24 protein-coding genes and 1 pseudogene are annotated in these 24439 nt (G+C 71.0%); 15 read left to right on the top strand and 10 right to left on the bottom strand.

Features of this window, described 5'->3' with window-relative positions:
• Positions 1 to 42 precede the first annotated feature (42 nt).
• The 3 genes and pseudogenes from treS to OG410_RS03965 all read right to left on the bottom strand — a co-directional run.
• The gene (gene treS, locus OG410_RS03975) at positions 43 to 1764 is read right to left on the bottom strand and encodes a maltose alpha-D-glucosyltransferase (RefSeq protein ID WP_329297821.1); all 1722 of its coding nucleotides are present in this window, start codon (positions 1762 to 1764) and stop codon (positions 43 to 45) included.
• Positions 1761 to 3758: an alpha-1,4-glucan--maltose-1-phosphate maltosyltransferase gene (locus tag OG410_RS03970; protein WP_443063708.1), complete on the bottom strand. Its 1998-nt coding sequence runs from the start codon at positions 3756 to 3758 to the stop codon at positions 1761 to 1763. Before OG410_RS03970 ends, treS begins: the two co-directional genes overlap by 4 nt.
• Before the next feature lie 100 nt (positions 3759 to 3858).
• Positions 3859 to 4050, bottom strand: a pseudogene (locus OG410_RS03965) (DUF5133 domain-containing protein); the annotation flags it as partial.
• Between the two features lie 304 nt (positions 4051 to 4354).
• On the opposite strand from OG410_RS03965, the gene OG410_RS03960 reads away from it, so the two are divergent.
• Positions 4355 to 4870 (top strand): pep a2, encoded by a 516-nt coding sequence (locus tag OG410_RS03960; protein ID WP_329297819.1) that lies wholly within the window; start codon positions 4355 to 4357, stop codon positions 4868 to 4870.
• Positions 4871 to 5176: 306 nt separating this feature from the next.
• Positions 5177 to 6574 carry an FAD-binding oxidoreductase gene (locus OG410_RS03955; protein ID WP_329297818.1) on the top strand — a complete coding sequence of 466 codons (1398 nt, stop codon included), beginning with the start codon at positions 5177 to 5179 and terminating at the stop codon, positions 6572 to 6574.
• 18 nt (positions 6575 to 6592) lie between these two features.
• On the opposite strand, the gene OG410_RS03950 is transcribed toward OG410_RS03955, so the two are convergent.
• The 4 genes from OG410_RS03950 to OG410_RS03935 form a co-directional block, all read right to left on the bottom strand.
• A complete protein-coding gene (locus OG410_RS03950) occupies positions 6593 to 7399 on the bottom strand; it encodes an SAM-dependent methyltransferase (protein WP_329297817.1) in 807 nt (268 codons plus the stop codon).
• Positions 7400 to 7435: 36 nt separating this feature from the next.
• Positions 7436 to 7933, bottom strand: coding sequence for a hypothetical protein (locus OG410_RS03945; RefSeq protein WP_329297816.1), 498 nt, complete (start codon positions 7931 to 7933; stop codon positions 7436 to 7438).
• Between the two features lie 133 nt (positions 7934 to 8066).
• On the bottom strand, positions 8067 to 8303 hold the full coding sequence (locus OG410_RS03940) for a DUF397 domain-containing protein (protein ID WP_326789751.1): 237 nt from the start codon (positions 8301 to 8303) through the stop codon (positions 8067 to 8069).
• A gap of 3 nt (positions 8304 to 8306) precedes the next feature.
• Positions 8307 to 9173, bottom strand: a complete 867-nt coding sequence (locus OG410_RS03935; RefSeq protein WP_329297815.1) for a helix-turn-helix domain-containing protein — start codon at positions 9171 to 9173, stop codon at positions 8307 to 8309.
• Between the two features lie 253 nt (positions 9174 to 9426).
• Between OG410_RS03935 and OG410_RS03930 the strand changes: the two genes are divergently transcribed.
• Positions 9427 to 10836 carry a hypothetical protein gene (locus OG410_RS03930; RefSeq protein ID WP_329297814.1) on the top strand — a complete coding sequence of 470 codons (1410 nt, stop codon included), beginning with the start codon at positions 9427 to 9429 and terminating at the stop codon, positions 10834 to 10836.
• Between the two features lie 72 nt (positions 10837 to 10908).
• Here the strand turns inward: OG410_RS03930 and OG410_RS03925 are convergent, their stop codons facing one another.
• Complete coding sequence (locus tag OG410_RS03925; protein WP_329297813.1) at positions 10909 to 11706, bottom strand: SDR family NAD(P)-dependent oxidoreductase; 798 nt, start codon at positions 11704 to 11706, stop codon at positions 10909 to 10911.
• Between the two features lie 632 nt (positions 11707 to 12338).
• Here OG410_RS03925 and OG410_RS03920 point away from each other — a divergent pair.
• From OG410_RS03920 to OG410_RS03895, 6 genes are all read left to right on the top strand, one after another.
• Positions 12339 to 12806 carry an ATP-binding protein gene (locus OG410_RS03920; RefSeq protein WP_329297812.1) on the top strand — a complete coding sequence of 156 codons (468 nt, stop codon included), beginning with the start codon at positions 12339 to 12341 and terminating at the stop codon, positions 12804 to 12806.
• Positions 12803 to 13375, top strand: a complete 573-nt coding sequence (locus tag OG410_RS03915) for a DUF6624 domain-containing protein (protein ID WP_443063707.1) — start codon at positions 12803 to 12805, stop codon at positions 13373 to 13375. The genes OG410_RS03920 and OG410_RS03915 overlap by 4 nt, the downstream gene beginning before the upstream one ends.
• Before the next feature lie 190 nt (positions 13376 to 13565).
• Positions 13566 to 14081, top strand: a complete 516-nt coding sequence (locus OG410_RS03910; RefSeq protein ID WP_329297811.1) for a hypothetical protein — start codon at positions 13566 to 13568, stop codon at positions 14079 to 14081.
• Between the two features lie 207 nt (positions 14082 to 14288).
• Entirely contained in the window at positions 14289 to 15125 is an 837-nt protein-coding gene (locus tag OG410_RS03905) for a hypothetical protein (RefSeq protein WP_329297810.1), read from the top strand.
• Positions 15126 to 15332: 207 nt separating this feature from the next.
• Entirely contained in the window at positions 15333 to 15872 is a 540-nt protein-coding gene (locus OG410_RS03900) for an ArsR/SmtB family transcription factor (protein WP_329297809.1), read from the top strand.
• Positions 15869 to 17164, top strand: a complete 1296-nt coding sequence (locus OG410_RS03895) for an MFS transporter (RefSeq protein WP_329297808.1) — start codon at positions 15869 to 15871, stop codon at positions 17162 to 17164. The genes OG410_RS03900 and OG410_RS03895 overlap by 4 nt, the downstream gene beginning before the upstream one ends.
• Positions 17165 to 17382: 218 nt before the next feature.
• Here OG410_RS03895 and OG410_RS03890 read toward each other — a convergent pair whose 3' ends face one another.
• Positions 17383 to 17925: a hypothetical protein gene (locus OG410_RS03890; protein ID WP_329297807.1), complete on the bottom strand. Its 543-nt coding sequence runs from the start codon at positions 17923 to 17925 to the stop codon at positions 17383 to 17385.
• A gap of 585 nt (positions 17926 to 18510) precedes the next feature.
• Between OG410_RS03890 and OG410_RS03885 the strand changes: the two genes are divergently transcribed.
• Positions 18511 to 19161 carry a DUF4360 domain-containing protein gene (locus OG410_RS03885; protein WP_329297806.1) on the top strand — a complete coding sequence of 217 codons (651 nt, stop codon included), beginning with the start codon at positions 18511 to 18513 and terminating at the stop codon, positions 19159 to 19161.
• 89 nt (positions 19162 to 19250) lie between these two features.
• On the opposite strand, the gene OG410_RS03880 is transcribed toward OG410_RS03885, so the two are convergent.
• Complete coding sequence (locus OG410_RS03880) at positions 19251 to 19457, bottom strand: hypothetical protein (protein ID WP_329297805.1); 207 nt, start codon at positions 19455 to 19457, stop codon at positions 19251 to 19253.
• 197 nt (positions 19458 to 19654) lie between these two features.
• Here OG410_RS03880 and OG410_RS03875 point away from each other — a divergent pair, with 197 nt between their 5' ends.
• From OG410_RS03875 to OG410_RS03855, 5 genes are all read left to right on the top strand, one after another.
• Complete coding sequence (locus tag OG410_RS03875; protein WP_329297804.1) at positions 19655 to 19891, top strand: chaplin; 237 nt, start codon at positions 19655 to 19657, stop codon at positions 19889 to 19891.
• A 345-nt stretch (positions 19892 to 20236) separates the two neighbouring features.
• The gene (locus OG410_RS03870) at positions 20237 to 21118 is read left to right on the top strand and encodes a hypothetical protein (RefSeq protein ID WP_329297803.1); all 882 of its coding nucleotides are present in this window, start codon (positions 20237 to 20239) and stop codon (positions 21116 to 21118) included.
• Positions 21119 to 21247: 129 nt separating this feature from the next.
• Positions 21248 to 21499, top strand: a complete 252-nt coding sequence (locus OG410_RS03865) for a hypothetical protein (RefSeq protein ID WP_329297802.1) — start codon at positions 21248 to 21250, stop codon at positions 21497 to 21499.
• An 11-nt stretch (positions 21500 to 21510) separates the two neighbouring features.
• Entirely contained in the window at positions 21511 to 22704 is a 1194-nt protein-coding gene (locus OG410_RS03860) for an SPFH domain-containing protein (RefSeq protein ID WP_329297801.1), read from the top strand.
• 238 nt (positions 22705 to 22942) lie between these two features.
• Positions 22943 to 24418, top strand: a complete 1476-nt coding sequence (locus tag OG410_RS03855) for an FAD-binding protein (RefSeq protein ID WP_329297800.1) — start codon at positions 22943 to 22945, stop codon at positions 24416 to 24418.
• Positions 24419 to 24439 lie beyond the last annotated feature (21 nt).

Below are 24439 nucleotides of genomic sequence, written 5' to 3'. Positions count from 1 at the left end.
CACGTCCTTTCAGGGGCGGGCGGGCTGTCGAGGGGTACGCGTTCACGATCGCCTCGTGGTGCCGGGCCCGACCGCGCGGCGCAACCGGAACCAGTAGAAGCCGTGACCGGCGAGGGTGAGCAGGTAGGGCAGTTCGCCGATGGCGGGGAACCGTACGCCGCCGATCAGCTCGACCGGGTGTCTGCCGTTGAACTCGCGCAGGTCGAGTTCGGTGGGCTGGGCGAAGCGCGAGAAGTTGTGCACACACAGCACCAGGTCGTCCTTGTACTCCCGCAGGAAGGCGAGGACGGCGGGGTTGGAGGAGGGGAGTTCGGTGTAGGAGCCGAGTCCGAAGGCCTTGTTCTGTTTGCGGATCTCGATCATGCGGCGGGTCCAGTGGAGCAGCGAGGAGGGCGACGACATGGACGCCTCGACGTTGGTGACCTGGTAGCCGTAGACGGGGTCCATGATCGTGGGGAGGAAGAGGCGGCCGGGGTCGCTGGAGGAGAAGCCGGCGTTGCGGTCGGGGGTCCACTGCATGGGGGTGCGGACGGCGTCGCGGTCGCCGAGCCAGATGTTGTCGCCCATGCCGATCTCGTCGCCGTAGTAGAGGATCGGGCTGCCGGGCAGGGACAGGAGCAGGGCGGTGAAGAGTTCGATCTGGTTGCGGTCGTTGTCCAGGAGGGGGGCGAGGCGGCGGCGGATGCCGATGTTGGCGCGCATACGCGGGTCTTTCGCGTATTCGGCGTACATGTAGTCGCGTTCCTCGTCGGTGACCATTTCGAGGGTGAGCTCGTCGTGGTTGCGCAGGAAGATGCCCCATTGGCAGTTGCCGGGGATGGCGGGGGTCTTGGCGAGGATTTCGGAGACGGGGTAGCGGGACTCGCGGCGGACGGCCATGAAGATGCGGGGCATGACGGGGAAGTGGAAGGCCATGTGGCACTCGTCGCCGCCGGAGGGGAAGTCGCCGAAGTAGTCGACGACGTCCTCGGGCCACTGGTTCGCCTCGGCCAGCAGCACCGTGTCCGGATAGTGCGTGTCGATGTCGGCCCGGAGCCGCTTCAGGAACTGATGGGTGGCGGGGAGGTTCTCGCAGTTCGTCCCCTCCTCCTGGTAGAGGTAGGGGACCGCGTCGAGCCGGAAGCCGTCGATGCCCAGGTCGAGCCAGAACCGGAGGGCCGCCAGGATGTCCTCCTGGACGGCCGGGTTCTCGTAGTTGAGGTCGGGCTGGTGGGAGAAGAAGCGGTGCCAGTAGTACTGCTTGCGGACCGGGTCGAAGGTCCAGTTGGAGGCCTCGGTGTCGACGAAGATGATCCGGGCGTCCTGGTACTGCTTGTCGTCGTCGGCCCAGACGTAGTAGTCGCCGTAGGGCCCGTCGGGGTGGGCGCGGGACTCCTGGAACCACGGGTGCTGGTCGCTGGTGTGGTTCATGACGAAGTCGATGATGACGCGCATGCCGCGCTGGTGGGCGGCGTCGACGAACTCGACGAAGTCGGCGAGGTCGCCGAACTCGGGCAGGACGGCGGTGTAGTCCGAGACGTCGTAGCCGCCGTCGCGCAGCGGGGACTTGAAGAACGGGGGCAGCCACAGGCAGTCGACCCCCAGCCATTGCAGGTAGTCGAGTCTGGCGGTCAGGCCCTTGAGGTCGCCGACGCCGTCGCCGTCGCTGTCCTGGAAGGAGCGGACCAGGACCTCGTAGAAGACGGCGCGTTTGAACCACTCGGGATCGCGGTCCTTGGCCGGGGTGTCCTCGAACGTATCCGGGACGGGCTCATTGACCATCATGCTGGGGACCCTCCGATCCGCGGTGCCGGGCCGACAGTGAGCACATGTGCACCGCCCGGACCCAGGCGCACAAAGTTGGACCTGCCCCAGTTGTAGGTCTCGCCGGTGAGCTCGTCGCGCACCGGAACGCGCGCGTCCTCGCTCGGAGCGAGTCGCGGCATGTCCAAGGACACTGTCGCCTGCCGGGTGTGGTGGGGGTCCAGGTTCGCCACGACGACCACCGTGTCGTCACCCGAACGCTTGCTGTACGCGATCACGGCATCGTTGTCGACCTGATGGAATCGAAGGTTCCGGATTTCGCGCAGAGCCCTGTGATCCCGTCTGATCCGGTTCAGCCGGGTGATCAGCGGGGCGATCGTACGGCCCTCGCGCTCGGCGGCTTGCCAGTCGCGGGGGCGGAGCTGGTACTTCTCGGAGTGGAGGTATTCCTCGCCGCCCTGGCGCAGGGGGGTGTTCTCGCAGAGTTCGTAGCCGCTGTAGATGCCCCAGGTGGGGGAGAGGGTGGCGGCGAGGACGGCGCGCAGCGCGAAGGCGGGGCGGCCGCCGGTCTGCAGGAACTCGTGCAGGATGTCGGGGGTGTTGACGAAGAGGTTGGGCCGCATGCGGGCGGCCGAGTCGCCGGAGAGTTCGGTGAGGTACTCCGTCAGCTCCTGTTTGGTGTTGCGCCAGGTGAAGTAGGTGTACGACTGCTGGAAGCCGACCTCGGCCAGGGTCCGCATCATCGCGGGGCGGGTGAAGGCCTCGGCCAGGAAGATCACGTCGGGGTCGGTCGCGTTGATGTCCGCGATCACCTGTTCCCAGAACACGACGGGTTTGGTGTGCGGGTTGTCGACGCGGAAGATCCGCACCCCGTGGTCCATCCAGTGCCGCAGGACGCGCACGGTCTCGGCGACCAGGCCGGGCGTGTCCCGGTCGAAGGCGATCGGGTAGATGTCCTGGTACTTCTTGGGCGGGTTCTCCGCGTGGGCGATGGTGTTGTCGGGGCGGTGGTGGAACCACTCCGGGTGCTTCTCCACCCAGGGGTGGTCCGGGGAGCACTGCAGGGCGAAGTCGAGCGCGATCTCCAGGCCCAGGGAGCCGGCCCGGCGGACGAAGGCGTCGAAGTCGTCCAGGGTGCCCAGGTCGGGGTGGATCGCGTCGTGGCCGCCCTCGGGGGAGCCGATGGCCCAGGGCACCCCGACGTCCTGGGGCCCCGCCGACAGTGTGTTGTCGGGGCCCTTGCGGTAGGTGGCGCCGATCGGATGGACGGGCGGGAGGTAGACGACGTCGAAGCCCATCTCCGCGATCGCGGGCAGCCGTTCGGCGGCCGTCACGAACGTGCCGTGCACCGGCGGATCGACCTGCCCGCCCTCGGAACGCGGGAAGAACTCGTACCACGCCCCGTACAGCGCCCGCTCCCGCTCCACCAGCAGCGGCAACGGGAGGGAGGGGGTGAGCCGTTCACGCAGTGGATGCTCCGCGAGAGTGGCGGTCACCTCGGGCGCCAGGGCCGCCGCGAACCGCTCGGCCGGGGGCAGGGAGTCGTCGCGCAGGGTGTCCGCGGCGGCCAGCACCGTGTCCCGGCCGGCGCCCTCGGGCGCGCCCGCGGCGGCCCGTTCGTGAAGGGCGGCGCCCTCCTCCAGGACCAGCCCGACGTCGATCCCGGCGGGGATCTTGACCCCGGCGGAGTGCCGCCAGCCGGTCACCGGGTCGCTCCACGCCTCCACCCGGTAGGTCCAGTGGCCCGTCGCCGAGGGAGTGACGTGGGCTCCCCAGCGGTCGGTGCCCGGGGACAGTTCGCGCATCGGCGTCCACGGCCCGGGGCGCCCGCTCGGATCGCACAGGACGACATTGGCACCGACCACGGCATGGCCTTCGCCGAAAAGAGTGGCGGTGACCTGGAAGGTCTCGCCCACAACCGCTTTGGCGGGCCGTCTGCCGTGATCGACGACCGGCCGCACATCCATGACGGGTATGCGGACGGTCTCCGAATTCGCGTCCATGATCGCGTCCATGCGTCTCGCCTCCGCGGTTCTGGGCCCGGATCGTCGTTGCCGCGAGAGGCCCTCTCGGTGCGGTCCCTGGGACCGTCTTTCAGATCCGTGCCGGAACGTCCTGCAGATAGACCTCGGCGGCGTTCGCCGCCTCCCGCGCGCAGCGCTTCCCCATCAGCACGCACAGGGTGTAACCGGTGTTCTCGAAGTTCCCCCGCACCACGCGGTCGGCGGGAGTCGCGAGAAGCAGGCGTTCCCACGCCCGGTAGCGCTCCAGATGCCTGGCGACCTCGGCTTTGGCAGGCAGCAGCATCACGCTGGTCACCTTCCCGATCTCTCGACCGCGCACGGCTCGCCTGGCCGGCGGATGAGGGCCGTACGCGAAGGGGAGCCGGTCCGTCACGGAGCGACACCCTCACTCATGGTGCCTGTACGGGGACCGAGCGTCTTGTTGGTTTTTCAACCGCATTGGGCTCGCGCTCGGGTTGCACGAATGGAGTAGCCCTCTCATGCTGAGGGTGACTCAGGAGCGATCGGTGCTCACGCTTTGCAATCGGGGCTCGGTCCCGCAGGGGGCGAGGAGGAGCGAGAGCTTCGCCGGTGAGGAGCCAACGACGATGAAAGCCGCAGTCCCCTGCTACTACCACCTGGATGTGGAGCTCAGCGAGGAGAAGGTCGGACAGGTCAGGCGAATTCTGGCCGCGCACCTCAGGTACTGGAACCTGGAGAATCTCGCCGAGTCCGTGTGCCGCTGCGCGGAAGCGCTGCTCCGCACCATCGAGCAGCACTCGGCGGACAAGAACACCACGATCGAGATGTGGTGGAACGGCCGCCGTCTGTTCGCCGCCGTCTCGGACAACAGTCAGGACATCCGCCCGCACCGGGCACCGCAGGGATGTCTGGCCCAGATCGCCGCCCTGAGCGACGGCTGGGGCTGCTGTGCCACGGACGTGGGTGGAAAGATCATCTGGTCCTCGTGGCGGGCCCGCGCCGCCGATCACGCCCCGCTGGACCCGTCCGTGCCCGCGCCCTGTCTGCGGGAGGCGCGTCCGACGCCCCTGTACGCGGTGCTGCCGGAACCCGCGCTGGCCGCCGGACGCGACGAGACCGAGCCGGTCGCCTCCCACGGATGACCGGCCGGCGGACCCGGCCGTGACGCCCGGCCACGCTGTCCGGCCGTGTTTCCCGACCATGTCGCCGGGCGCTTCGATCCGTACGGATCGAAGCGCCCGGCGATGTCCGTGTTGCCGTCTCCTGCCGTCTCCGGCTGTGCGCGGTCGGTGCTGTCGCAGGTCGCAAGGGTCGCCGAGCTAGGCGGATGTGACGGGGTTAGGCTGGTCATTGATCGGGCTGAAACGGGCACATCGGACCCAATGGCGGGGAACCGGTCCACGGCCCGGACGCCGGACCTGGGGCGGTCCCCAGATACGGGGATGCACATGTCCACAACACCGGTACAAGCGGCACGCCAGGAACTCTCCGGATTCAAAGGGCAGTTGATCGGCCCGGAGGACTCCGGGTACGACGAGGCCCGTGCCGTCTACAACGCGATGATCGACCGGCGCCCCGCTCTGGTGGCGCGGTGCACCTCCCCGGAGGACGTCGCCCTGGTCATCGGTTTCGCACGCGACCACGCTCTCCCGCTCGCGGTGCGTGGCGGCGGCCATCACGGCGCGGGCCTGAGCACCTGCGACGACGGAGTGGTCCTCGACCTCTCCCCGCTCAAGGACATCGACGTCGATCCGGCCGCCCGTACGGTACGTGTCGGCGGCGGCTGCCTCCTGGGCGAGGTCGACCGCGCCACCAACGAGCACGGCCTGGCCACACCGAGCGGCATCATCTCCACCACGGGAGTCGGCGGTATCACCCTCGGCGGCGGACTCGGCCATCTCACCCGCAAGTGCGGGCTGGCCGTCGACAACCTGCTGGAGGCGGAGCTGGTCCTGGCGAACGGCGAGCACGTCCGCGCGAACGCCGACGAGAACACCGATCTCTACTGGGCGATCCGCGGAGGCGGCGGCAACTTCGGCGTCGTCACCTCGTTCCTCTTCCGGCTGCACGAAGTGAGCACGGTCGTCGCCGGTCCCACCTTCTGGCCCGTCGAACTCGGCGCCGAAGTCCTCGCCGCCTACCGCGACTTCATTTCCCACGCGCCGCGTGAACTCGGTGGCTTCTTCCTCTTCGCCTCGGTCCCGCCGGGACCGCCGTTCCCGGAGGAGCTGCACCTGAAGAAGGTCTGCGGTGTGATGTGGTGCCGCGTGGGCGACGACACCGACGCTGCGGCCCGGGACATGGCCCCGCTGCTCGACGCCCTGCCCGAGCCCCTGCTGCACGGCCCCGCGCCGATGCCGCACCCGGCCATCCAGTCCGCGTTCGACGGCGTCTACCCGCCCGGCGACCAGTGGTACTGGCGGGCCGGTTTCGTCGACGAGATCCCCGGCGAGGCCGTCGAGCTGCACGCCAAGTTCGGTGCCGAGATGCCGACCTGGAAGTCGACGATGCACCTCTACCCCATCGACGGAGCCGTTCACGACGTCGGCCCGACGGACACCGCCTGGGGCTACCGCGATTCCGGCTGGGCCGCCGTCTACGCGGGTGTCGATCCCGACCCGGCCAACGCCGAGGTGGTCAAGCGGTGGAGCGTCGACTACTCCGACGCCCTCTTCCCGTATTCCGCGGGCGGTGCGTACGTCAACATGGTGATGGCCGAGGACCAGGCCGGCGTCCGGGCGAGCTATCGCGGCAACTACGACCGACTGGCCGGGGTGAAGGCCGAATACGACCCCGTCAACCTGTTCCGGCTGAACCAGAACATCGAGCCGGCGTCGAGCGACTGATCTGCCGGGCGGGTCCGTTCACGGTTTGCGGGCCACGCCTCCGTGGACGTCCGTGGGCTCGGGCGACGTACCGGGCTCCGGACGCCACAAGGGGCAGGACACGACGCCGGGTTCGACCGGTTCGAGGCCCTCGTAGAACGCGCCGATCTGTTCGGGGCTGCGCAGCACGTACGGGATCGCCCCCGTGTCGTCGTAGCCCTGCTGGGCTTCCTTGAGCGCGGCGTCCGTGTCCGTGCTGTCGTAGTGCACGAAGTAGCTGCCCGGAGGCAGGGCTTCCTGGAGGCGCCGGACGATCGACCTGGCCTCCCCGTAGTCCTGGATGTGGCCGAGGATGCCCATCAGCATCAGGGCGACGGGCCGGGAGAAGTCGAGGATCCGGGACGCCGCTTCGATGATCTTCTCGGGTTCGTGCAGATCCGCGTCGATGTAGTCGGTGACGCCCTCGGGGGTGCTCGTCAGCAGCGCCTGGGCGTGGCGCAGCACCAGCGGGTCGTTGTCCACGTAGACGATGCGGGACTCGGGCGCGACGCGCTGGGCGACCTGGTGGGTGTTGTCGTACGTGGGCAGGCCGGTGCCGATGTCGAGGAACTGGCGGATGCCGAGTTCGCCCGCCACGAAGGTGACGGTACGGATCAGGTAGTCACGCGAGGCGCGGGCCATCGTCTCGATGTTCGGGGCGACTTCGCGGTACGCGTCACCGGCGACCCGGTCCACCTCGTAGTTGTCCTTCCCGCCCATCCAGTAGTTCCAGATGCGAGCCGAGTGCGGCACCGTCGTGTCGATCTTGGACAGTGCGTTCTGGTCGGGGGCGGGTCGGTCGGCCATGGGAGCTCTCCTGCCGTGCGTCGCGCGGTCGGTTCCCTACGTTATCGGCAACAAGCCGATGCGGAGGCCGAGTTGAGGGACAGGCGCGGAGGGGTCGTGGACCGCGCCGGCCGGTTCTCCGGTGTCGAGGGTGATCACGGGGACGTGCTGGTCCAGGGTCCGCAGTACCCGCTCGTAGGCGCCGACCGCCTCGGCGTCGTCCGTCCGGCCCGTCAGATGGACGAGCGCGCCCCCGCGTTCGGCCACCGCCTCCGCGAAGTCGAGCGCCTGGATCCATGTCACCCGGGAGCGCCCGCGGCGCAGCGGTCCGTAGACCAGTTCGTGGACGAGACCGCCGTCGACGGCCAGCCGGCCCGGCGCGGACAGGAGTTCGCGGTAGGGCTGGGTGGGGTCCACATGGTGAAGGTGCCCGTGCAGCGGGCGGATCGTGAAGCGGTGGCGGGCCAGTTCGGCGAGGAACGGGCGCCGGTCGAGACCGTCGGGGCCCTCGATGACGAGCGTCCGGCACCGTGCGAGGGCCTGCTGGAGGATCATGCCCGTATCCGCTCCCTCCGGGACGAACGGCTTCGCCAGTGTGGGGGGACAACCCGCACGGCGGGAGTGTGCGTGCGGGTTGTCCGGTCGTGGGGGCGTGGTTGCGGTCTCGGGAGGCCCGGCGCGGACTCGTTCAGGCGATCAGGAAGTCGGCCTGTCCCGACTTGGCGCCCTCGATGAACGCGGCCATCTCGTCGCGGGAACAGATCAGCGCGGGTCCCTCGGGGTCCCGTGACTGGCGCAGCGCGACACTTCCGTCGGCAAGCCGCTTGGCCTCGACGCAACTTCCGCCGTTGGTGCCGCTCCAGGGCTTGTGCCAGCCCTCGGTCCCCAGACCGGCCGCGGACATGCCGTTGTGCACGGGTCCCATGGATCACAACTCCTTACGCAGTTCACCCAGGATGGCCCTGGTCCGGCCGACCGGCTCCGCCTGTACGGACATCCGGTCCAGTACTTCGAGATAGCTGACGACGACGTCGGGCCGGTCGACGTAGACCGCGCCCACCAGGCTCTCCGTGTAGACGATGTCGGGGAGTTCGGAGAAGCCGAAGCGGAAGTGGTGGAAAGGGCCGAACGCCCCCGGGTGCGCGCCCACGCCGAAGCGCATGATCTGGATCCGGACCCTCGGCAGGTCCAGAGCCTCGGTCAGCCGGTCGAACTGGGCCCGCATCACCTCGGGTCCGCCCACCGGCCGGCGCAGCACCGTCTCGTCCAGGATGGCCCAGACGGCCGGGGCGTCCGGTTTGGCGAGCAGGTCCTGGCGTTTCATCCGCAGGGCGACGCGGCGGGCGACGTCCTGCTTCGTCTCGTTGGGGAAACCGACGCGCATCAGGGCCGTGGCGTAGTCCCGGGTCTGCAACAGGCCCGGGACGTAGTGGGGTTCGTACAGACGGATGACGCCGGCCTCGCTCTCCAGGCTCACGTAGGCGCTGAACCAGTCCGGCAGTACGTCGCGGTAGGAGTACCACCAGCCCGGCTTGTTGGCCTCCCTGGCCAGGGCCAGGAAGTCGTCGACCTCCGCTGCCGGCACCCCGTAGGCGCGGAGCAGTTCCCTCACGTACGGGATGCGGAGCCCGACCTCGGCCTTCTCGATCCTGCGGACCGTCAGAGCCGTGACCTCGATGGCGCGCGCCGCCTCCTCGAAGGAGACTCCCGCCTGTTCCCGCAGATGACGCAGCCGTTTCCCGAGGACCAGGCGCAGGACGGTCGGCGCGCTGCCGCCGGAGCGGTTCTCGCCCACGTCCTACCTCCCGGTAACGGCCGTCTCAGGGGGCAGTGTGCCACGCGGCCGATGACAGGGACAGAGCGACGCGGATCGTTCTGAAATTATCAGGACGCCGGTTGCACAGGCGGCGGGCGGGCCACCATAGTGATCGAGTGACCTGTCGCACATTCGGCGACGATCACGCTCAACTGCGCTTGTCCACACGGCAATTGAAAACCCGCCAGATGGGATCGGAGCGCAGCCGCACGCGGATGTGAGGCGATTCGGGATGGCCGCCGTGACCGAGGGGCAGACGAGGAACGTCGGCAGGAGCGCCGGGCCGAATCGGGTACTGGGGGCCTTGCTCAAGGAGGCCGGCTGCTCCTACGCCTCCCTCGCTCTGCGGGTCAACGAACTGGGGCGCCGCCAGGGCGCGGACTCCCACTACGACAAGGCGTCGGTCACTCGCTGGCTCCAGGGCCAGCAACCCCGGGGAAGCACCCCGGAGTTGATCGCCGCCGTCCTGTCCGAACGGCTGGGCCGCGCCATGTCTCCCGCCGACCTCGGCTTCCACTCCGACTCCCGGCGCCCGGTCGCGAGCAGAGCGCTCGTCTACGGCGAGGACGTGGCCGAGACCCTGCACACACTCGCGGAACTGGGCTCGACCGACATCTCCCGCCGCAGCCTCCTCGGCACGGTCCCCTTCGTCGCGGCAGCCCTGACGAACCCCCAACGCGACTGGCTGCTCTGGCTGTTGGAGCACCAGGAGGCGCTCTCCTCGGCGCTGCCCGTGAGCGGCGGACCCGTCGAGCAGGTGCACGCGATGATCGCCGTGTTCGACCAGATGGACAACCACTACGGCGGCGGCGGAGTCCGCACCAGCATCGTGCACTACCTGTCCACCGAGGTCGTCCCGATGCTCCAGCGGCGCGGCACACCGGCCGGCCGGCGCCGACCGCTGTACGCGGCCGCCGCGCGCCTGGCCGCCATGGCCGGCTGGAGCTCGTACGACGCGGGGGAGTACGGCCTCGCCCAGCGCTACATGACCCAGGGCCTGCGGCTGTGCGCCGAGGGCGGCGACCGGGTGCTCGGCGGCCAGATACTCGCCGGGCTCTCCCACCTCGCCACCAGCCTCGGCCGCCCCGACGAGGGGGTGGCACTCGCCCGCGCGGGAATCGTCACGGCCCAGGGGGCGGGCAGCCCTCTCGGACTGATGCGGCTGTACGCCATGTCGGCCCGCGGACACGCCGCGCAGGGGCGCTCGGACGACACGTCCAAGGCGCTGCGGCTGGCGGAGCGACAACTGGCGGCGAGCAAGGGGGCCGAGCAGGAGTCGCCGTGGGTGCGCTATCTGGACCATCACTACCTTCAGGCCGAATCCGCCCTGTGCTTCCGTGACCTGGGACAGGCCCGGCAGGCCGAGCGCACGGCCGGCGAGTCGCTCGCCTCGGGCGCCGACCGGCGCAGGCGCCAGGCCATCAGCCGTTCCGTCCTCGCGACCGCGCACCTTCAGCAGGACCGCCTGGACGAGGCGGTCGGCACCGCGACCCTGGCGCTGGAGACCCTCGGCACCGTCCACAGCGAACGTTCCGTCCAGGCCCTGCGCGACTTCCGCAGACGCCTTGAATCCCGCCGCGCCGAACCGGTCGTGCAGGAGTTCGAGCGTCGCTCCCGCGGGGTCCTCGGGGCGGTTGCCTGAGAGGCCGGCACGTCACCCGGGACCGGGCTCGCTGCCATGAGCGGGAGCGGTACCGCCGGTCCCCCGCGGAGGTCAGTACCCGTCGGGGGAGGGGGCGTTCTGGGCGCGGTCGACCGGGAGGTGCGCGCCGGAGATCCCGCTCGACCAGTCCGACAGCAGGAACGCCACGACCCGGGCGACCTCCTGCGGCGCGACCGGCGCGCCGCCCGGCAGCTCCGCCGCCACGAAGCGGGCGAACGCCTCGGGCTCCTCGCGGCGCATCCGGTCCCAGCGCCGGCCGGGGATCAGCATGGACCCGGGGGAGACCGCGTTCACCCGGATCCCGTCCGGACCGAGCTCGCGGGCCAGTGAAGCGGCGAGCTGGATCTGCGCGGACTTCGCGACCGAGTACTGCGCGGGCGGGCCGGGCTTCCAGCCGGAGATCGAGGAGATCACCACGACGGAGCCGCCGCCCGCGGCCCGCAGATGCGGGACCGCGGCCCGCACCAGCCGGGTCGCGTGACCGACGTTCACCGCCCAGGTCGCGGCCCAGTCCTCGGCGTCCGCGTCCTCGAAGCCGCCGCCGCGCGAACCGCCCGTACAGGCCACCACGCCGTCCAGGCCTCCGAAGCGTTCCGCCGCGTCCTGGACGAACCCCTCCAGGTCCCCGGGCGCGGTGACGTCGAGCCGTCCGGTGAACAGACCGGGACCCATCGAAGCGGCCAGCGCCTCCAGACCCCGCGCGGTGCGCGCGCAGGTGGCCACCCGTACGCCCTCGGCGGACAGCAGCCGCACGATCTGCTCGCCGAGCCCTCGCGTACCGCCGGTCACCAGCACCCGCTTGTCACGCAGTCCCGCCCGGCCGGTGTCACCGTCAAGGGGCACCGCCACCCCGCCCCCGCTCCCGTTCCTCACAAGATCGAACATACATCCCGCGCCACTACGTTCTTACAACCGGACAACCCGAATACCCCCTGGTCGCCGAGGCAGTCCGGCGTGTTGGCTGCACGGGCAGCCGCCGAGACAGCCGCCCCCCCCGGGCTGCACCCGAAGGAGGACCGATGCCGGCACCCAGGGCGCCGCGCCGCGAGCCGTGGCCCGCACCGGCCCACGGCAGCCGGGCTCCGGGGCACGAGACGCGGGTACCGGAACAAGGAGTCCACCCGGCGGACGACCAGGCACTCCGCGCCCACCTCGCCGAACGGGCCGAGCCCCCGGCAACGGCCGCACCGGAACCCCCGACGGCCCCGGCCCCGACCGAGCCCGTACAGGCCTCGGCCCGGGCAGGGGGCGAACCCATGGGTTCCGCGACCCCGGCACCGACCGGGCCCCTGCACTCCACGGCCCCGGCACGGACTGAGCCAGTACGGTCCCCGGCCCCGACCGAGCGCGTACAGTCCCCGCCCCCGACCGAACCTCTACCGTCCCCGTCCCCGTCCCCCGCCCCCCGCGCCGGTTCCGGACCGTCGGGAGCCCCGGACTTCTTCGCGGGCCCCGCGCCGGTCGTGGCCCCCGCCCTCCCCGTGCCTGCCGTCCCCTCCGGGACCGCCGCCTCCGGGAGCCTCCCCACGAGCCGGGTGCGCGGGGCGCACGGACTGCGGACCACCGTCCCGGCGCACCCCTCGCGGGTGCCCGCTGTACGGGCCATGGTCACCGAGTACCTCACCCGCCTGCGGCTGCCGGCCCAGCGCGTCGACGACGCGGTGGTCGCGGCCGGGGAACTCTTCACCAACGCCCTCAGACACGGCAGCCCGGACCGCGGCGACACCATCACCGTCGGCATCGAGTGCGACCCGCGCGAACTGCGCGTGTCCGTCGCCGACCGCTCGTCCGCCTTACCCGCGGCACGGACGGCGGGCGGCGCCGAGGAGTCGGGACGCGGGCTGACGATCATCGCCGCGCTGAGCGACGACTGGGGCATCGCGCCGGCCGACCCGGGGACCACGGGAAAGAAGGTGTGGTTCTCGATGGTGCTTCAGGCGGTGCCGTGAAGGTCGCCCCGAGGCGCCCGGCCGGGGACACCGGGGCGGGCCCCGGGGGCCGGGGCGCCGCGCCGATGGTCCCGGCGCTCGCCAGGGCCCTCGCGGGGGAGCTCGTACGCCGGGCCGACGAGGAACGCCGCCTGATGCGCCAGGCACGGGACCGTCCCGCCGGGCCGTGGCGCGAGCCCCTCGCCGTGTGCCGCGCGGGCAACGCCGAGGCGCTCGCGGTCATCGTCCGGCGGCACGGCTGGCCGACCACCGACCGGGTCGGCGCGCCCGCCTCGACCGCGGCCCTGATGATCCTGCTGCACGCCCCCGACCTCGGCCTGCAGCTCGGATGCCGCGACCTGATCGCGCAGGCCGCGGCCGACGGACTCTGCCCGGCCCTGCACCACGCCTACATCGCCGACCACTGCGCGGTGGAACTGGGGCTGCCGCAGTTCTACGGAACCCGCGTCGATCCGGTCACCCTGCGCCCCTATCCCGTCCGCAGGCCCGGGACTCTCGACGAGCGGCGCCGGGATGTCGGACTTGGCCCGCTCGACGAACAGCTCCGGCGTCTGCGCGACGGCGCCTGAGGCCTCCGGGGAACGTGATGTGAAGCACGCCCGGAAATACCCCGTTCGGGTGGCGCGGAAAGATTCTGGCTGGGCACGGCTTGATCACCGATCAAGAAAGGCGAAATCGCTGGCCACGGCATGTGCGGCGCATTTGACACTTCGTTGAGGGCACAGATAGGAACAACTCTCTGAAGCGGAGAGGTGGACTGTGCACGAGCCGAACGTGGTCGGGGACTGGCAGGAGTACGACGAGCAGGCCGGCCTGCGTGTTCGCGTTCATGGTGTGGAAAAGGCGGAGCCCCCGAAGGGGCGCGACGACGCCGCCGACGAACTCACCTACTTCAGATTGCGGGTGACCGTCGAGAACCGTGGAACCGAGCATTTCGGCATCCTCCTCGAAGACGGCCAGATCGATATCCGTGTCGGCGCCGACGGCGAGAGCGCCTTCCTCGACTGGCGCAACTCGCAGTTCATCGAGGGATACGACATCTATCCCCTGCGCCGGGCCACCGCGGTCCTCTTCGCGGCCGGCCCCGACGCCGTCCTGGACCGGATGGACATCCAGGTCCAGCTCAAGGTCGACGACGAGTGGGCCGAGCGCTACCTCTGGACGGGTGGCATCGAGAACGACACGCCCGTCGAGGCGGGCGCGCGTCCCGACACGGCCCGGGAGAGTCTCGCCTGCCAGGTGACCAACTTTCTGAGGCGTGAGGCGGAGTCCTGAGCCCACCGGCCCGAACGCCGCGGATTATGGGTGTGTCCTGGCCGCGGCCATGGGCATGCCCCGTCCGCGGGCGGGTGCAGGCGTGTCCCCTTCGCGGGCATAGGCATGTCCCGTTCATGGGCAGACCCGCCCGTCCCCGGAAAACCGTCCGAAAGGTGACAGGGCGGGTGAACGCCGGATTTCGCCGCTCCGGGCTATGGTCGCCGGGTGAGTCGAACCGAAGCGCGCTCCGAGGGAGCGGGTCCCTTCACGACCCGGCTGACCTGGCGTCTCATGGACGGGCGTATCGCGGTCTGGGAATCGCGGCGGGCCCGTAAACGCGGTTTGCTCACCGTGCGCGTCCCGGGCGAGGCCGAGGCCCGTTCCCGGCGGGCGGACACCGTGTCGATCGCCCGGCTGCGCCGGCTGAACGCCGTCGCCGCGGCCGCGTTCACGGTCGGCGGACTGCTGTTCGCCCTCGGGGCCGGGGTCGCCCAGTTCGGTTCGAGGGGCGCCACGGGCGCCTGGATCTACTTCGCGGGCGGCCTGTTCTTCAACACCGGGGGCTACGCCTCACTGCTCCAGGCGGTGAACGCTCCTCGCCGCGACAGCGAGTCCGACGCGCTGGCCGTGCGGCGATGGAGATGGTGGAGCTACGAGCCCGGCCGGATCGACTGGCTCAGCACGTTCCTGCTGTTCGTGGGAACGCTCGTGTTCGGCGTCAATCTGCTGGACTCGCTGCTGAAGGGGCTCTCGGTCCAGCAGACGGACCGGCTGATCTGGGCGCCCGACATGATCGGCTGCGTCCTGTTCCTGGTCTCCGGCCACCTCGCTGTCGTCGAGGTCTGCCACGGGCGTCCCCGCGTCCTCGCAGGCGACCTCGGCTGGTGGATCGTCGCGGTCAACCAGTTCGGATCCGTGCTCTTCTTCGTCTCGGCGCTGGCCGCCTTCACGCGGCCGGCGACCGGCAGTCTCGTGAACGTCGACATCGCCAACTGGGGCACCCTCGCGGGCGCGCTGTGCTTCTCGGCCGGAGGCGTGATCCAGTTCTTCGAGCGGCCCTGAGGGGTGCGGCGGGACAGCCGTCTCCTCGGGCGGCCCCGGGTGTGAGCGATCGAGGTACGGAAAGTGCCGCCGAGATCGGTCCTGGCCCGATCTGCCTGCTGTGTGAGGGCACCGAGCCGGCGCGGCACCGCGCCGGCTCGCGGCTCGCGCAGGGGCTCGGCGTAAATCCGCTTGCGCAATGGTCAAGAGTCGTTGACCATTGCTCGTATGCCTACCGACGATCTTCCCGAGACGTTTCACGTCACCACTGACGAACAGTTGCGCGCCGTCTCCAATCTCACGCGTCACCGGATCATGGCCGTGCTCCGCTTCGAGCCGGCGACGATCACGCAGATCGCCGAGCAGGTGGGCCTTGCGAAGGGGAGTTCCAGCTATCACGTGCGGCTGCTGGAGCGGGCCGGCCTGGTGAAGGTGGTGCGGACGCGGAAGGTGCGGGGTGTCACCGAGCGGTACTACGCGATGGCCGCGCGGGCGATCGCGCTGCCGGATCCGGGCGAGGGAGGGCCGGATGCGCTGATGCGGCATGCGGTGGCGGACCTGGAGGCGTCGCCGGCGGACGGCGAGCGGCATGTACGGATGGCACATCTGCGACTCACCGAGGAGCAGTTCGCGCAGCTGGGGGCGCGGTTGCAGGCTCTGGCGGACGAGTACCAGGAGCTGTCCGATCCGTCGCTGCCGGACGCGTCACTCGTCTTCGCGCTGTTCCATCCGGCACCGCGCGAGCAGGCCGAGGGGGGCGCCAAGTGACCTCATTCGTTCGGAAGTCGCCGACCGGGTTCGGACGGCTGTGGACTGCGCAGACGGTGTCCTCGCTCGGTGACGGGGTGTCGCATGCCGCGCTGCCGCTGATCGCGTTGACGTTGACGCGGGATCCGATGGCGCTCGCCGTCGTCACGGCCGCGGGGACGCTGCCGTGGCTGCTCTTCGGGGTGCTCGGCGGTGCGCTGGTGGACCGCTGGGACCGTCGGCGCACGATGTGGGTCATGGACGCGGCGCGTGCGGTGCTGCTCGGGTTACCCGCGGCGGCGGCCGTGCTCGACGTGCTGAGCATTCCGCTGCTCGCGGCCGTCTCCTTCCTGCTCGGCCTCGGCGGGCTCTTCTTCGACACGGCCGCCACGGCCTATCTGCCGGATCTGCTCGGCCGCGACCCCGCACTCCTGGAGCGCGCCAACTCCCGCCTGCGCGGCGCCCAGACTGCCATGTCCGGCTTCGCGGGGCCGCCTGCGGGCAGTGCGCTGCTCGCGCTCGGGCGGGCGGTTCCGCTGCTCGCCGACGCGGTGTCGTTCGCGCTCTCCGCACTGCTCGTACGCACGCTGCCCGCCATGCCCCGGCCCGTGCCGGAGGTCCGCGAGTCGCTGCTGCGGCAGGCGCGGGCCGGAGCCTCGTACGTCTTCCGGGACCGGTTGCTGCTCGGGCTCGCGCTCCGCCCGGCGGTCGGGAACGTCGCCTTCCTCGCTGTGGAGACCGTCCTCGCCCTCTTCGCGCACGAACGCCTCGGCATCGACACCTACGGCTTCGGCCTGCTCCTCACGGCGGAGGCCACCGGTGGCCTGCTCGGCGCGGGCATCGCCTCCTACCTCGGCCGGCGGCTCGGCACCGGCACCGCACTGACCTGCACGGCCGCCGTCGAAGGGCTTGCCGTCCTGGGCCTGGCCGCTGCCCCGAATCCGTACGTGGCCGGGCTGGCGCTCGCCGTCTGCGGGGCCGGCATGGGTGCCACGATGGTGCTCGCGCCCTCCCTCCGGCAGGCGATCGTCCCCGCCCACCTCATGGGCCGGGTCGCCTCCACCTCCCGCATGCTGGCCATGTGCGCCGCACCCGTCGGGGCCTTCCTCGGCGGCTGGCTGGCCACCACCTACGACATCCGCACCCCGCTCTACGCCGCCGCCGTCCTCCTCCTGGCGATGACGGCCGTCACGGCATCCATGACCAGCAACCGCCGGGTCGAAGCGGCGCTGCGTGCCGCCGCTCCGGCCGACGGCCCTGATCGTCCGGCAGCCGAGGATCCCGCCCAGGAGCGTGCATCCGACGTGTTGTGACGCCTGCCGCGAAGGCCTCACGACAAGCCGGGTCCAGGCCCCCGCGGGGTGCGACGAGTGGCTGGGCGGTCGGGTGTGCCGCCCGTCGATCCTCGGCGGCGGCCGGGTCCCGGAAGGGGCGCAGGCGCCGGCCGGGGCCGCCGGCTTCGATGTGCCGCGTTACGCCGGGACTGCCGTAGCGGCGATCGCCTACCCGGGACCGCCGTACCGGCGATCGTCTACCGATCGCTCGCCGGGTTGCCCTCGACCCACTGGATGAGGAGCTGTCGTACGTACGGATTGCCCTCCTGGGCGGCGTGCGCCAGTCGCTCCGCGCTCGCCCGTGCCGCCCGCCAGGCCGCCGGAGTGTCCTCGGCGTTGGCCTGGTCCGCCGCGGCCAGCGCTTCGGCCGCCAGGAGCCGGAGGTCCTCGGAGAGATCGTCGTCGGCGGCGGTCCGGTACGCCTCCAGGCGCAGGGCCGCGAGAGCATCCTTGGAGGGGGCGGGCTGCGAGGGCGGCTGGGCGTAGCCGCTCACCGCTATGACCACGCAGAAGGTGGCGACGTCCCGGTTGCTCTCCGACTGGCCCTTGGCGATGGCGGGCGCGAGCCAGGTGGAAGCCCGCCAGTGCAGGACCACGGTGGCGATGAGAAGGGCAACGGCCAGCAGCGCGAAGGGAATCCAGCCACCGAAGAACCAGCCGAGCGGCCCGAGGACCAGGAAACAGACGGCGCTGCTCATCCATATCCGGCGGCGGCCGAGTCTCAGGTGTCGTGGATCCATGTGTCTCAGTGTCGCAGGGGCGCCCGGGACGCGCCGAGGGGGCGGGTGATTCGCGCGGTCCCGCCCCCTTCCGGCCCGCCCGGGACACGGGAGCGAATGCCTGGGGACCGGGGTCCGGGAGGGGCGCTCGGGTCCTTCACGCGGGGGCGGCCGGGGCGCCCGGGCGTGCTCCGGCGCCTTGGTGGCGGGCACGCACCGTGACGGCCGCCGGGAGACCGTCACCCCCGGAGCAGGGTTCCTGGGCGGCCGCCGTGCCCGGCGCGACGGCCGCGGGTGGCGCGAACCGTGGTGAACAGGCCGGTGACCGTGGCGCCGGGTGTGAACGGCGCGTATCGAATGGCCGGAGATGGCCCTGTCCAGTGCGGCCCCCCGTACATACGATTTCGTCGCTCCCGGTCTTCACAGCTCCTTCACAGCCGGGAGCGGATCGCGCATATGTATTTGTCATGCGCATGCACAAACGAACCGCTTGATCCAACGCTGGTCCGCGACGGTTCCCCGTCCGTTCGGGGAGCCGCACCCCCCATTCACGGCGGCGCACCCGCGTGCTGCCGCCGGAACACCGACGCAACGGATTGGAACACCATGGCCGGTGGCCTGTTCATGGGTGGCGCGATCGCCGCCCTGTTCGCCACAGCGCTTCCCCTGTCGAGCCCGAACTCCGGTATCGAAAACCCGCCCCCGGACAAGATCGTCATCAGTGTCGCCACGGTCAACGGATCCGGCTGTCCCCAGGGGACCGCGGCCGTCGCCGTCTCCCCGGACAACACCGCCTTCACGGTGACCTACAGCCAGTACCTCGCCCAGGTCGGAGGCAACGCCGACCCCACCGCGTTCCGCAAGAACTGCCAGCTCAACCTGAACGTGCATGTCCCTCAGGGGTTCACCTATGCCATCGCCAGCGCGGACTACCGCGGCTTCGCCTCGCTCCAGCCGGGCGCCAGCAGCACGGAGAAGGCCTCGTACTACTTCCAGGGATCCCCGAACACGGCCTCCATCACCCACCCCTTCCGCGGCCCGTACGGCGACGACTGGCAGACCACGGACACCACGGACTGGGCCCAACTGGTCTGGGCGCCCTGTGGTGTTCAGCGCAACTTCAACATCAACACCGAGCTTCGCGTCAACGCGGGCACCTCGACGCCCGGCAGCTCCAGCTTCATGACCATGGACTCGACGGACGGTGACATCAGCACCGTCTACCACCTGGCCTGGAAGGATTGCCCCGCCGTCTGACCCGCCCGTTCGCTCGCGGATCCTCGGCCGGCTCCACCGCATCGGAGCCGGCCGGGCCGGTCCAGGGTCCTCGTCCTGCGGGCAGGGCCCTATGGCAGCAGCTTGTCCACCGCCGCCGAGCCTTCCTGCTCGAGTTTGCGCTCGGCCCAGGCGAGGCTCTGCGGTGTGACGTCGCGACCCGCGGCGAGAACCAGGTCCTCGGCCGTCACCGGGCCCTCGGTCCCGGTGTGCAGCAGCGTGTCGGGGGTCACCCTGTCGTCGGAGGGCGTGGACGTGTCGGGCTGGCTGGTCGGCATGGTCTCTCCCTGTTCCACCGGATCTGTATTCACGCTACGGGCATTCCGTAAGCCCCGCGCGACACGTCCTGGGCCAGGGCCTTTCCCTCGCCCGCCGCGGCGGGCGAACCCCCGTTCGGCTGCTCTGGAATGTCGACAAGTGTTCGCGGAGGTGATGGTGGAGGAGCTCGCACCACTGCGAATGAACGGAGCTTGGAATGCGTATTCGTCTGATGGCCGCCGCCGGACTTGCCAGCGTGGCCCTGCTGGCCACCGCCGGGACCGCCGCCGCCGACCCCGTGCCGGTGGTCGGTGCCGCCGCGAACAGTCCCGGAGTCCTGTCCGGCAACGTCATCCAGATCCCGGTCGAGATCCCGGTCAACCTCTGCGGCACCACGGTCAACGTGGCGGCGCTGCTGAACCCGGCGGCCGCGAACAGCTGCACGAACGGCTGACGGTCCGCGGGGTCCGGGCGGTCACTGCCCGGACCCCGCGGCCTCTCCGAGCCCGGCGGCACACTCATCCTCCCGAGTGAGCCGCCGGGCTCGGCCGCGTTCGGGGTGTGGGACCGTGCCGGCGCGGTCGTCGGCGGTTCGGCCGACCCCGCGGGCGGCGAGGCCGAGCTCGATGCCGGCGGCGACGTGACGGCCGACGGGAGAGGGCGGGAGGTGACGGGGGGACGGCGGGGGCGTGTCGGCGGTGGCGGGGTTCGGTGTCGGGCGAGGATTGGTCTGTACATGACCATCATGGCGGGCCAGACTGTGCGCCGACCGGACACCCCCCATCGAGGAGCACCTTTCATGCGCATGCCCGCACGGCGACGTTGTCACGCGGTCCTGGCCGGGCTCGTCACCCTCACCACCGCCGCCGTCCTCTCCGTGGCCACCGGAGCGCCGGCCTCGGCCGCCGACACCTGGAACGAGGTGGGTTCGGACCGCGCCGACCCGCTGACCGAGAGCCAGGGCCTGACCTCCGCCGAGGTCCCGGCCGGCAGCCCCAACCGCTACACGGGCATCGGCACTGTCCCCACGAGCGTGAGCAGCCGGGGCTGGAACCACGTGGGCGACCCGGACGCCTCGTACAACGGCTACTACGTGGAGCCGTACCAGAGCGACTCCGGCAGCGCGAAGATGTTCCGCGTGCAGGCACCGGGCGGCGCCTGGTCGGAGTACGTCCACAAGCTGAGCGCCGGAGAGGCGCTGAACAACTCGTTCGTCAGCATCGCGCCGAGCGGTACGTGGATGGTGTCCGGCGAGTACGGCACGATGAACCGGCTCCTGGTGTTCCCGACCCCCGGCGTCAACCCGGCCACTTCGCCCTCGGCCGACCTTCCGCAGGCATCCACCGTCACCCTCGACCACGCCGTGCGCGACGTACAGGGCTGCGACTTCGTCACCGCGACCCGGCTGCTCTGCTCGTCCGACGACCCCGCCGGCACGCTCTTCGGGATGACCAAGCCGCTCCTCCAGATCGACCTGTCCGGCGAGCCCAACGGCTCGGCCGACGTCTCCGGACACGTCACCGCGCTGCGCCAGCTCCCGCTGCGCAGCTCCTGCTCGGGCACCTTCGAGGCGGAGGGCATCGACTACGACCGGCGCAGCGCCACCCTGCGCGTGATCGTGGTGTCCCCGGGCTTCTGTGTGCTGACCGACAGCAAGACCTACCGCTTCACCAGGAGTTGAGCCCACACTTCTCCTGAGCCCGGGCGCGTACCGCTCCGAGCGGCTGCCGGCCGACGGGGGGCGTACGCGCCCCGAGGGGGCTGGGGCTAAGGTCAGAGGCAGATTCAGAGTGATGGGGGGTGGCCGGCTGTGGTGAAGGACGAAGCCGTGATCGGCTGCACGGGGGAACTGCTCATCGGCACCCGGGGATCCGCTGGTCCCGGCGAGATCCTGGTGCGTGTGAGAGGCGGATCCGAGACCTTCCTCGCCTGGTCCCGGGAGCCCCTGCCGAAAGGGGCGACCGCGCTGGTGATCGAGTCCAGGGGATGTCGCACGGTCGACGTCATCGAGTGGGCCGATCCGCTGGACGCGCTGGACGGCGACGCCGTCGGCGCCGGTTGAGAAGGAGAAGCATGTTCGGTTATCGCGTACCCGCTCCCGATGAGGCGATGTTGATCTCGGGTGGCAGGCGGGGACTGGGGGGCGCGCCGTTCCGAGTGGTGACGGGGCACGGAAAATTCGTGCTTCCCGTCTTCCGTAAGACCCGTTTCCTGACGCTGTCCATGTGCGAGGCGGAGGTCACCGAGACCTGTGTCACGAAGCAGGGCATCTCGCTGCACGTCCGCGCCGTGATCGCTTTCAAGGTGGGCAACGACACCGAGAGCATCATCAACGCGGGGCAGCGGTTCCTGTCCGACCAGGACCAGATGTCGGTCCTGACGGGCCGGATCTTCGCGGGCCATCTGCGTTCCATCATCGGTTCGATGACGGTCGAGGAGATCGTCACCGAGCGGCAGAAGCTCGCCGCCGAGGTCCTCGACACCTCGAAGCTGGAGATGGCGAAGATCGGCCTGATCGTCGACTCGCTCCAGATCCAGTCGATCGACGACGGCGACACCGGCTACATCGACGCGATGTCCGCGCCGCACAAGGCGGCCATCCAGCGTCAGGCCCAGATCGCCCAGGCGCAGGCCACGCAGGCGTCCGTCGAGGCGCAGCAGGTGGCGGCTCGCAACCAGGCCGAGTACGCCCGGCAGACGGCCATCGTCCAGGCGGAGTACTCGGCCGAGGTGGACCGGGCACAGGCGATGGCCGCCCAGGCGGGCCCGCTCGCCCAGGCCCACGCCCAGCAGGAGGTCCTCGCGGCGCAGACCGAACTCGCCCAGCGCGCCGCCCTGTTGCGTCAGCAGCAGCTCGTCGCCGAGGTCGTCAAGCCGGCCGAGGCGGAGGCCGAGCGGATCAAGGTGCTCGCCATCGCCGATGCCGAGCGCATGAAGATCCAGGCCGAGGCGGCCGCCTCGCACGACCGGGTCGCGCTCGACCGGATGCTGATCGACCAGCTGCCCCTGATCGTCAAGGAGGCGGCCGGCGGTCTCGCGGGCGCCAACGTCAACGTCCTCAACGGCGCCGACGGTCTCGGCGAGATAGCGGCCGGCCTGGTCGCCCAGGGTCTGACCATCCTCGACTCGGTCCGCCAGAACCTGGGCGGGCAGAACGCCGAGGGCGGCGCCGCGAAGGCGAACAGCCCGCTCGAGCTCCAGGGATACAGCCGCACGCCGGTCGACGTCGAGGGCGACGAGCCGAAGGGCTCCTCGGCGGCCAGCTGACCGTCCCCGGCCCTTCGTCCACCGCGTCCGCCGCCCCTCCCGGGGCGGCGGACGCTGCCGTTTCGCCCGGCACCGGGCAGGCGGGGCATCGACGGCCGACCGTCGGCTCGCGCCCGGACGAGGCCGGACCCGGGCCGGCGCACCAGTGACCCCGTTCGGATCAACCGGCCCCAAGGGCTCTCAAGTCCCTTACACTCTGCCCCAGTTGATCTCGACGCGGCCGCCCCTGGAGGAGCGCATGCCCCGGACACCCTCGCGACGTACCGCACTTCAGGGCCTCGCCGCCGCCGGCGCCGCGGTCGTCGGGTTCGATCCCTTCACCCGGAGCTGGGCGGCCACCACGACCGGCACCGGCCGTCGGCCGCTCGCCGGCCTTCCGCCGCTGGACGGGAGCGTGCACACCGACGACGCCTCGCTCACGGCGGACGCCGACGACTACGGACACATCGTCCACCGGCGTCCGGCCGCTGTGCTGCGACCGGGCTCGGTGCGCGACGTCGTCGCGATGGTCCGCTTCTGCAACGAGCACGGTGTGTCCGTCGCACCGCGCGGCCAGGGCCACGCCACACAGGGGCAGGCACAGGTCGACGGCGGCCTGGTCATCGAGACCGCGCCGCTCGCCTCCATCGGTCCCGTCGGGCCGGGCAGCACGACGGTCACCGTCGGCGCGGGCGCCAGATGGAGCCAGGTCGCCCACGCCACCCTGGCCCACGGACTCACCCCGCCCACCTTCACCGACTACCTCGAACTCTCCGTCGGTGGAACCCTCTCGGTCGGCGGCATCGGAGGCCAGACCCACCAGCAGGGCGCCCAGGTCGACAACGTGACGGAACTCCAGGTCGTCACCGGCGCCGGTGACCTCGTCCGCTGCTCCCCGACCCGCCACCGCGATCTGTTCCACGCCGTGCTCGCCGGACTCGGCCAGTGCGCGATCATCGTCGGCGCCACGCTGCGCCTGGTCCCCGCGCCCGAGACCGTACGCCACTACCTCCTCACGTACGGCGACCTGCGCACGTTCCTCGACGACCAGCGGCTGCTCGTCGAAGAGGGCCGTTTCGCCTACGTCGAGGGCCAGGTGACCGCCGACGCCGCCGGGGCGTTCAACGGCTACGTCCTCGAAGCCGTCGCCTACGGGCCGCCCGCCGGTCCCGCCCCCGACGACACCACGCTGCTGCGCGGACTGCGGCACGACCCCGCGGGCGTGCAGACGAGCGACCTCGGCTACTACGACTTCCTCGACCGGCTCGCGCCCTCCGTCGCCGCCCTCAAGGAAGCGGGCCTGTGGGCCTTCGCCCACCCCTGGCTGAACCTGCTGCTGCCGGGCCGTTCGACGGCGGCACTGGTGGAATCCCTGCTGGCGGACCTCACCCCGGCCGACCTCGGGCCCGGCGTCGTCCTCCTGTACCCGGTGCTGCGCGAGAACCTGCACACCCCGCTGCTGCGCACTCCCGACGACCCGGTGTCCTATCTGCTGGCCGTCCTGCGCACGACGCCGCCCGAGGACACCGTGACCGTCGACCGTCTCCTCGCGGCCAACCGGGCCGCCTACGACACCGTCCACGCGGCGGGCGGCACCCACTACCCGGTCGGCTCGGTCCCCTTCGACGCGGCCGACTGGCGCGAGCACTTCGGCCCCGCCTACCGACGGCTGGCCACCGCCCGGCACACGTACGACCCGCGAGGGATCCTGGTCCCCGGGCAGGGCGTCTTCTGACGGCTGTGTCCCGCCCCCGGC

It is taken from the genome of Streptomyces sp. NBC_00659 (assembly GCF_036226925.1).
In the GTDB taxonomy this organism is placed as follows: Bacteria; Actinomycetota; Actinomycetes; order Streptomycetales; family Streptomycetaceae; genus Streptomyces.
Note: the sequence above shows the minus strand (reverse complement) of the source record. Positions and strands in the feature narration are given on the sequence as shown.

What these genes read in the sequence shown, in the direction of transcription:
- OG410_RS03890 (WP_329297807.1), bottom strand. Translation starts at nt 17,925, where the DNA reads ATGGATCCACGACACCTGAGACTCGGCCGCCGCCGGATATGGATGAGC.
- treS (WP_329297821.1), bottom strand. Translation starts at nt 1,764, where the DNA reads ATGATGGTCAATGAGCCCGTCCCGGATACGTTCGAGGACACCCCGGCC.
- OG410_RS03930 (WP_329297814.1), top strand. Translation starts at nt 9,427, where the DNA reads ATGGCCGCCGTGACCGAGGGGCAGACGAGGAACGTCGGCAGGAGCGCC.
- OG410_RS03900 (WP_329297809.1), top strand. Translation starts at nt 15,333, where the DNA reads ATGCCTACCGACGATCTTCCCGAGACGTTTCACGTCACCACTGACGAA.
- OG410_RS03870 (WP_329297803.1), top strand. Translation starts at nt 20,237, where the DNA reads ATGCGCATGCCCGCACGGCGACGTTGTCACGCGGTCCTGGCCGGGCTC.
- OG410_RS03940 (WP_326789751.1), bottom strand. Translation starts at nt 8,303, where the DNA reads ATGGGACCCGTGCACAACGGCATGTCCGCGGCCGGTCTGGGGACCGAG.
- OG410_RS03855 (WP_329297800.1), top strand. Translation starts at nt 22,943, where the DNA reads ATGCCCCGGACACCCTCGCGACGTACCGCACTTCAGGGCCTCGCCGCC.
- OG410_RS03885 (WP_329297806.1), top strand. Translation starts at nt 18,511, where the DNA reads ATGGCCGGTGGCCTGTTCATGGGTGGCGCGATCGCCGCCCTGTTCGCC.
- OG410_RS03860 (WP_329297801.1), top strand. Translation starts at nt 21,511, where the DNA reads ATGTTCGGTTATCGCGTACCCGCTCCCGATGAGGCGATGTTGATCTCG.
- OG410_RS03955 (WP_329297818.1), top strand. Translation starts at nt 5,177, where the DNA reads ATGTCCACAACACCGGTACAAGCGGCACGCCAGGAACTCTCCGGATTC.
- OG410_RS03945 (WP_329297816.1), bottom strand. Translation starts at nt 7,933, where the DNA reads ATGATCCTCCAGCAGGCCCTCGCACGGTGCCGGACGCTCGTCATCGAG.
- OG410_RS03880 (WP_329297805.1), bottom strand. Translation starts at nt 19,457, where the DNA reads ATGCCGACCAGCCAGCCCGACACGTCCACGCCCTCCGACGACAGGGTG.
- OG410_RS03960 (WP_329297819.1), top strand. Translation starts at nt 4,355, where the DNA reads ATGAAAGCCGCAGTCCCCTGCTACTACCACCTGGATGTGGAGCTCAGC.
- OG410_RS03950 (WP_329297817.1), bottom strand. Translation starts at nt 7,399, where the DNA reads ATGGCCGACCGACCCGCCCCCGACCAGAACGCACTGTCCAAGATCGAC.
- OG410_RS03970 (WP_443063708.1), bottom strand. Translation starts at nt 3,758, where the DNA reads ATGGACGCGATCATGGACGCGAATTCGGAGACCGTCCGCATACCCGTC.
- OG410_RS03875 (WP_329297804.1), top strand. Translation starts at nt 19,655, where the DNA reads ATGCGTATTCGTCTGATGGCCGCCGCCGGACTTGCCAGCGTGGCCCTG.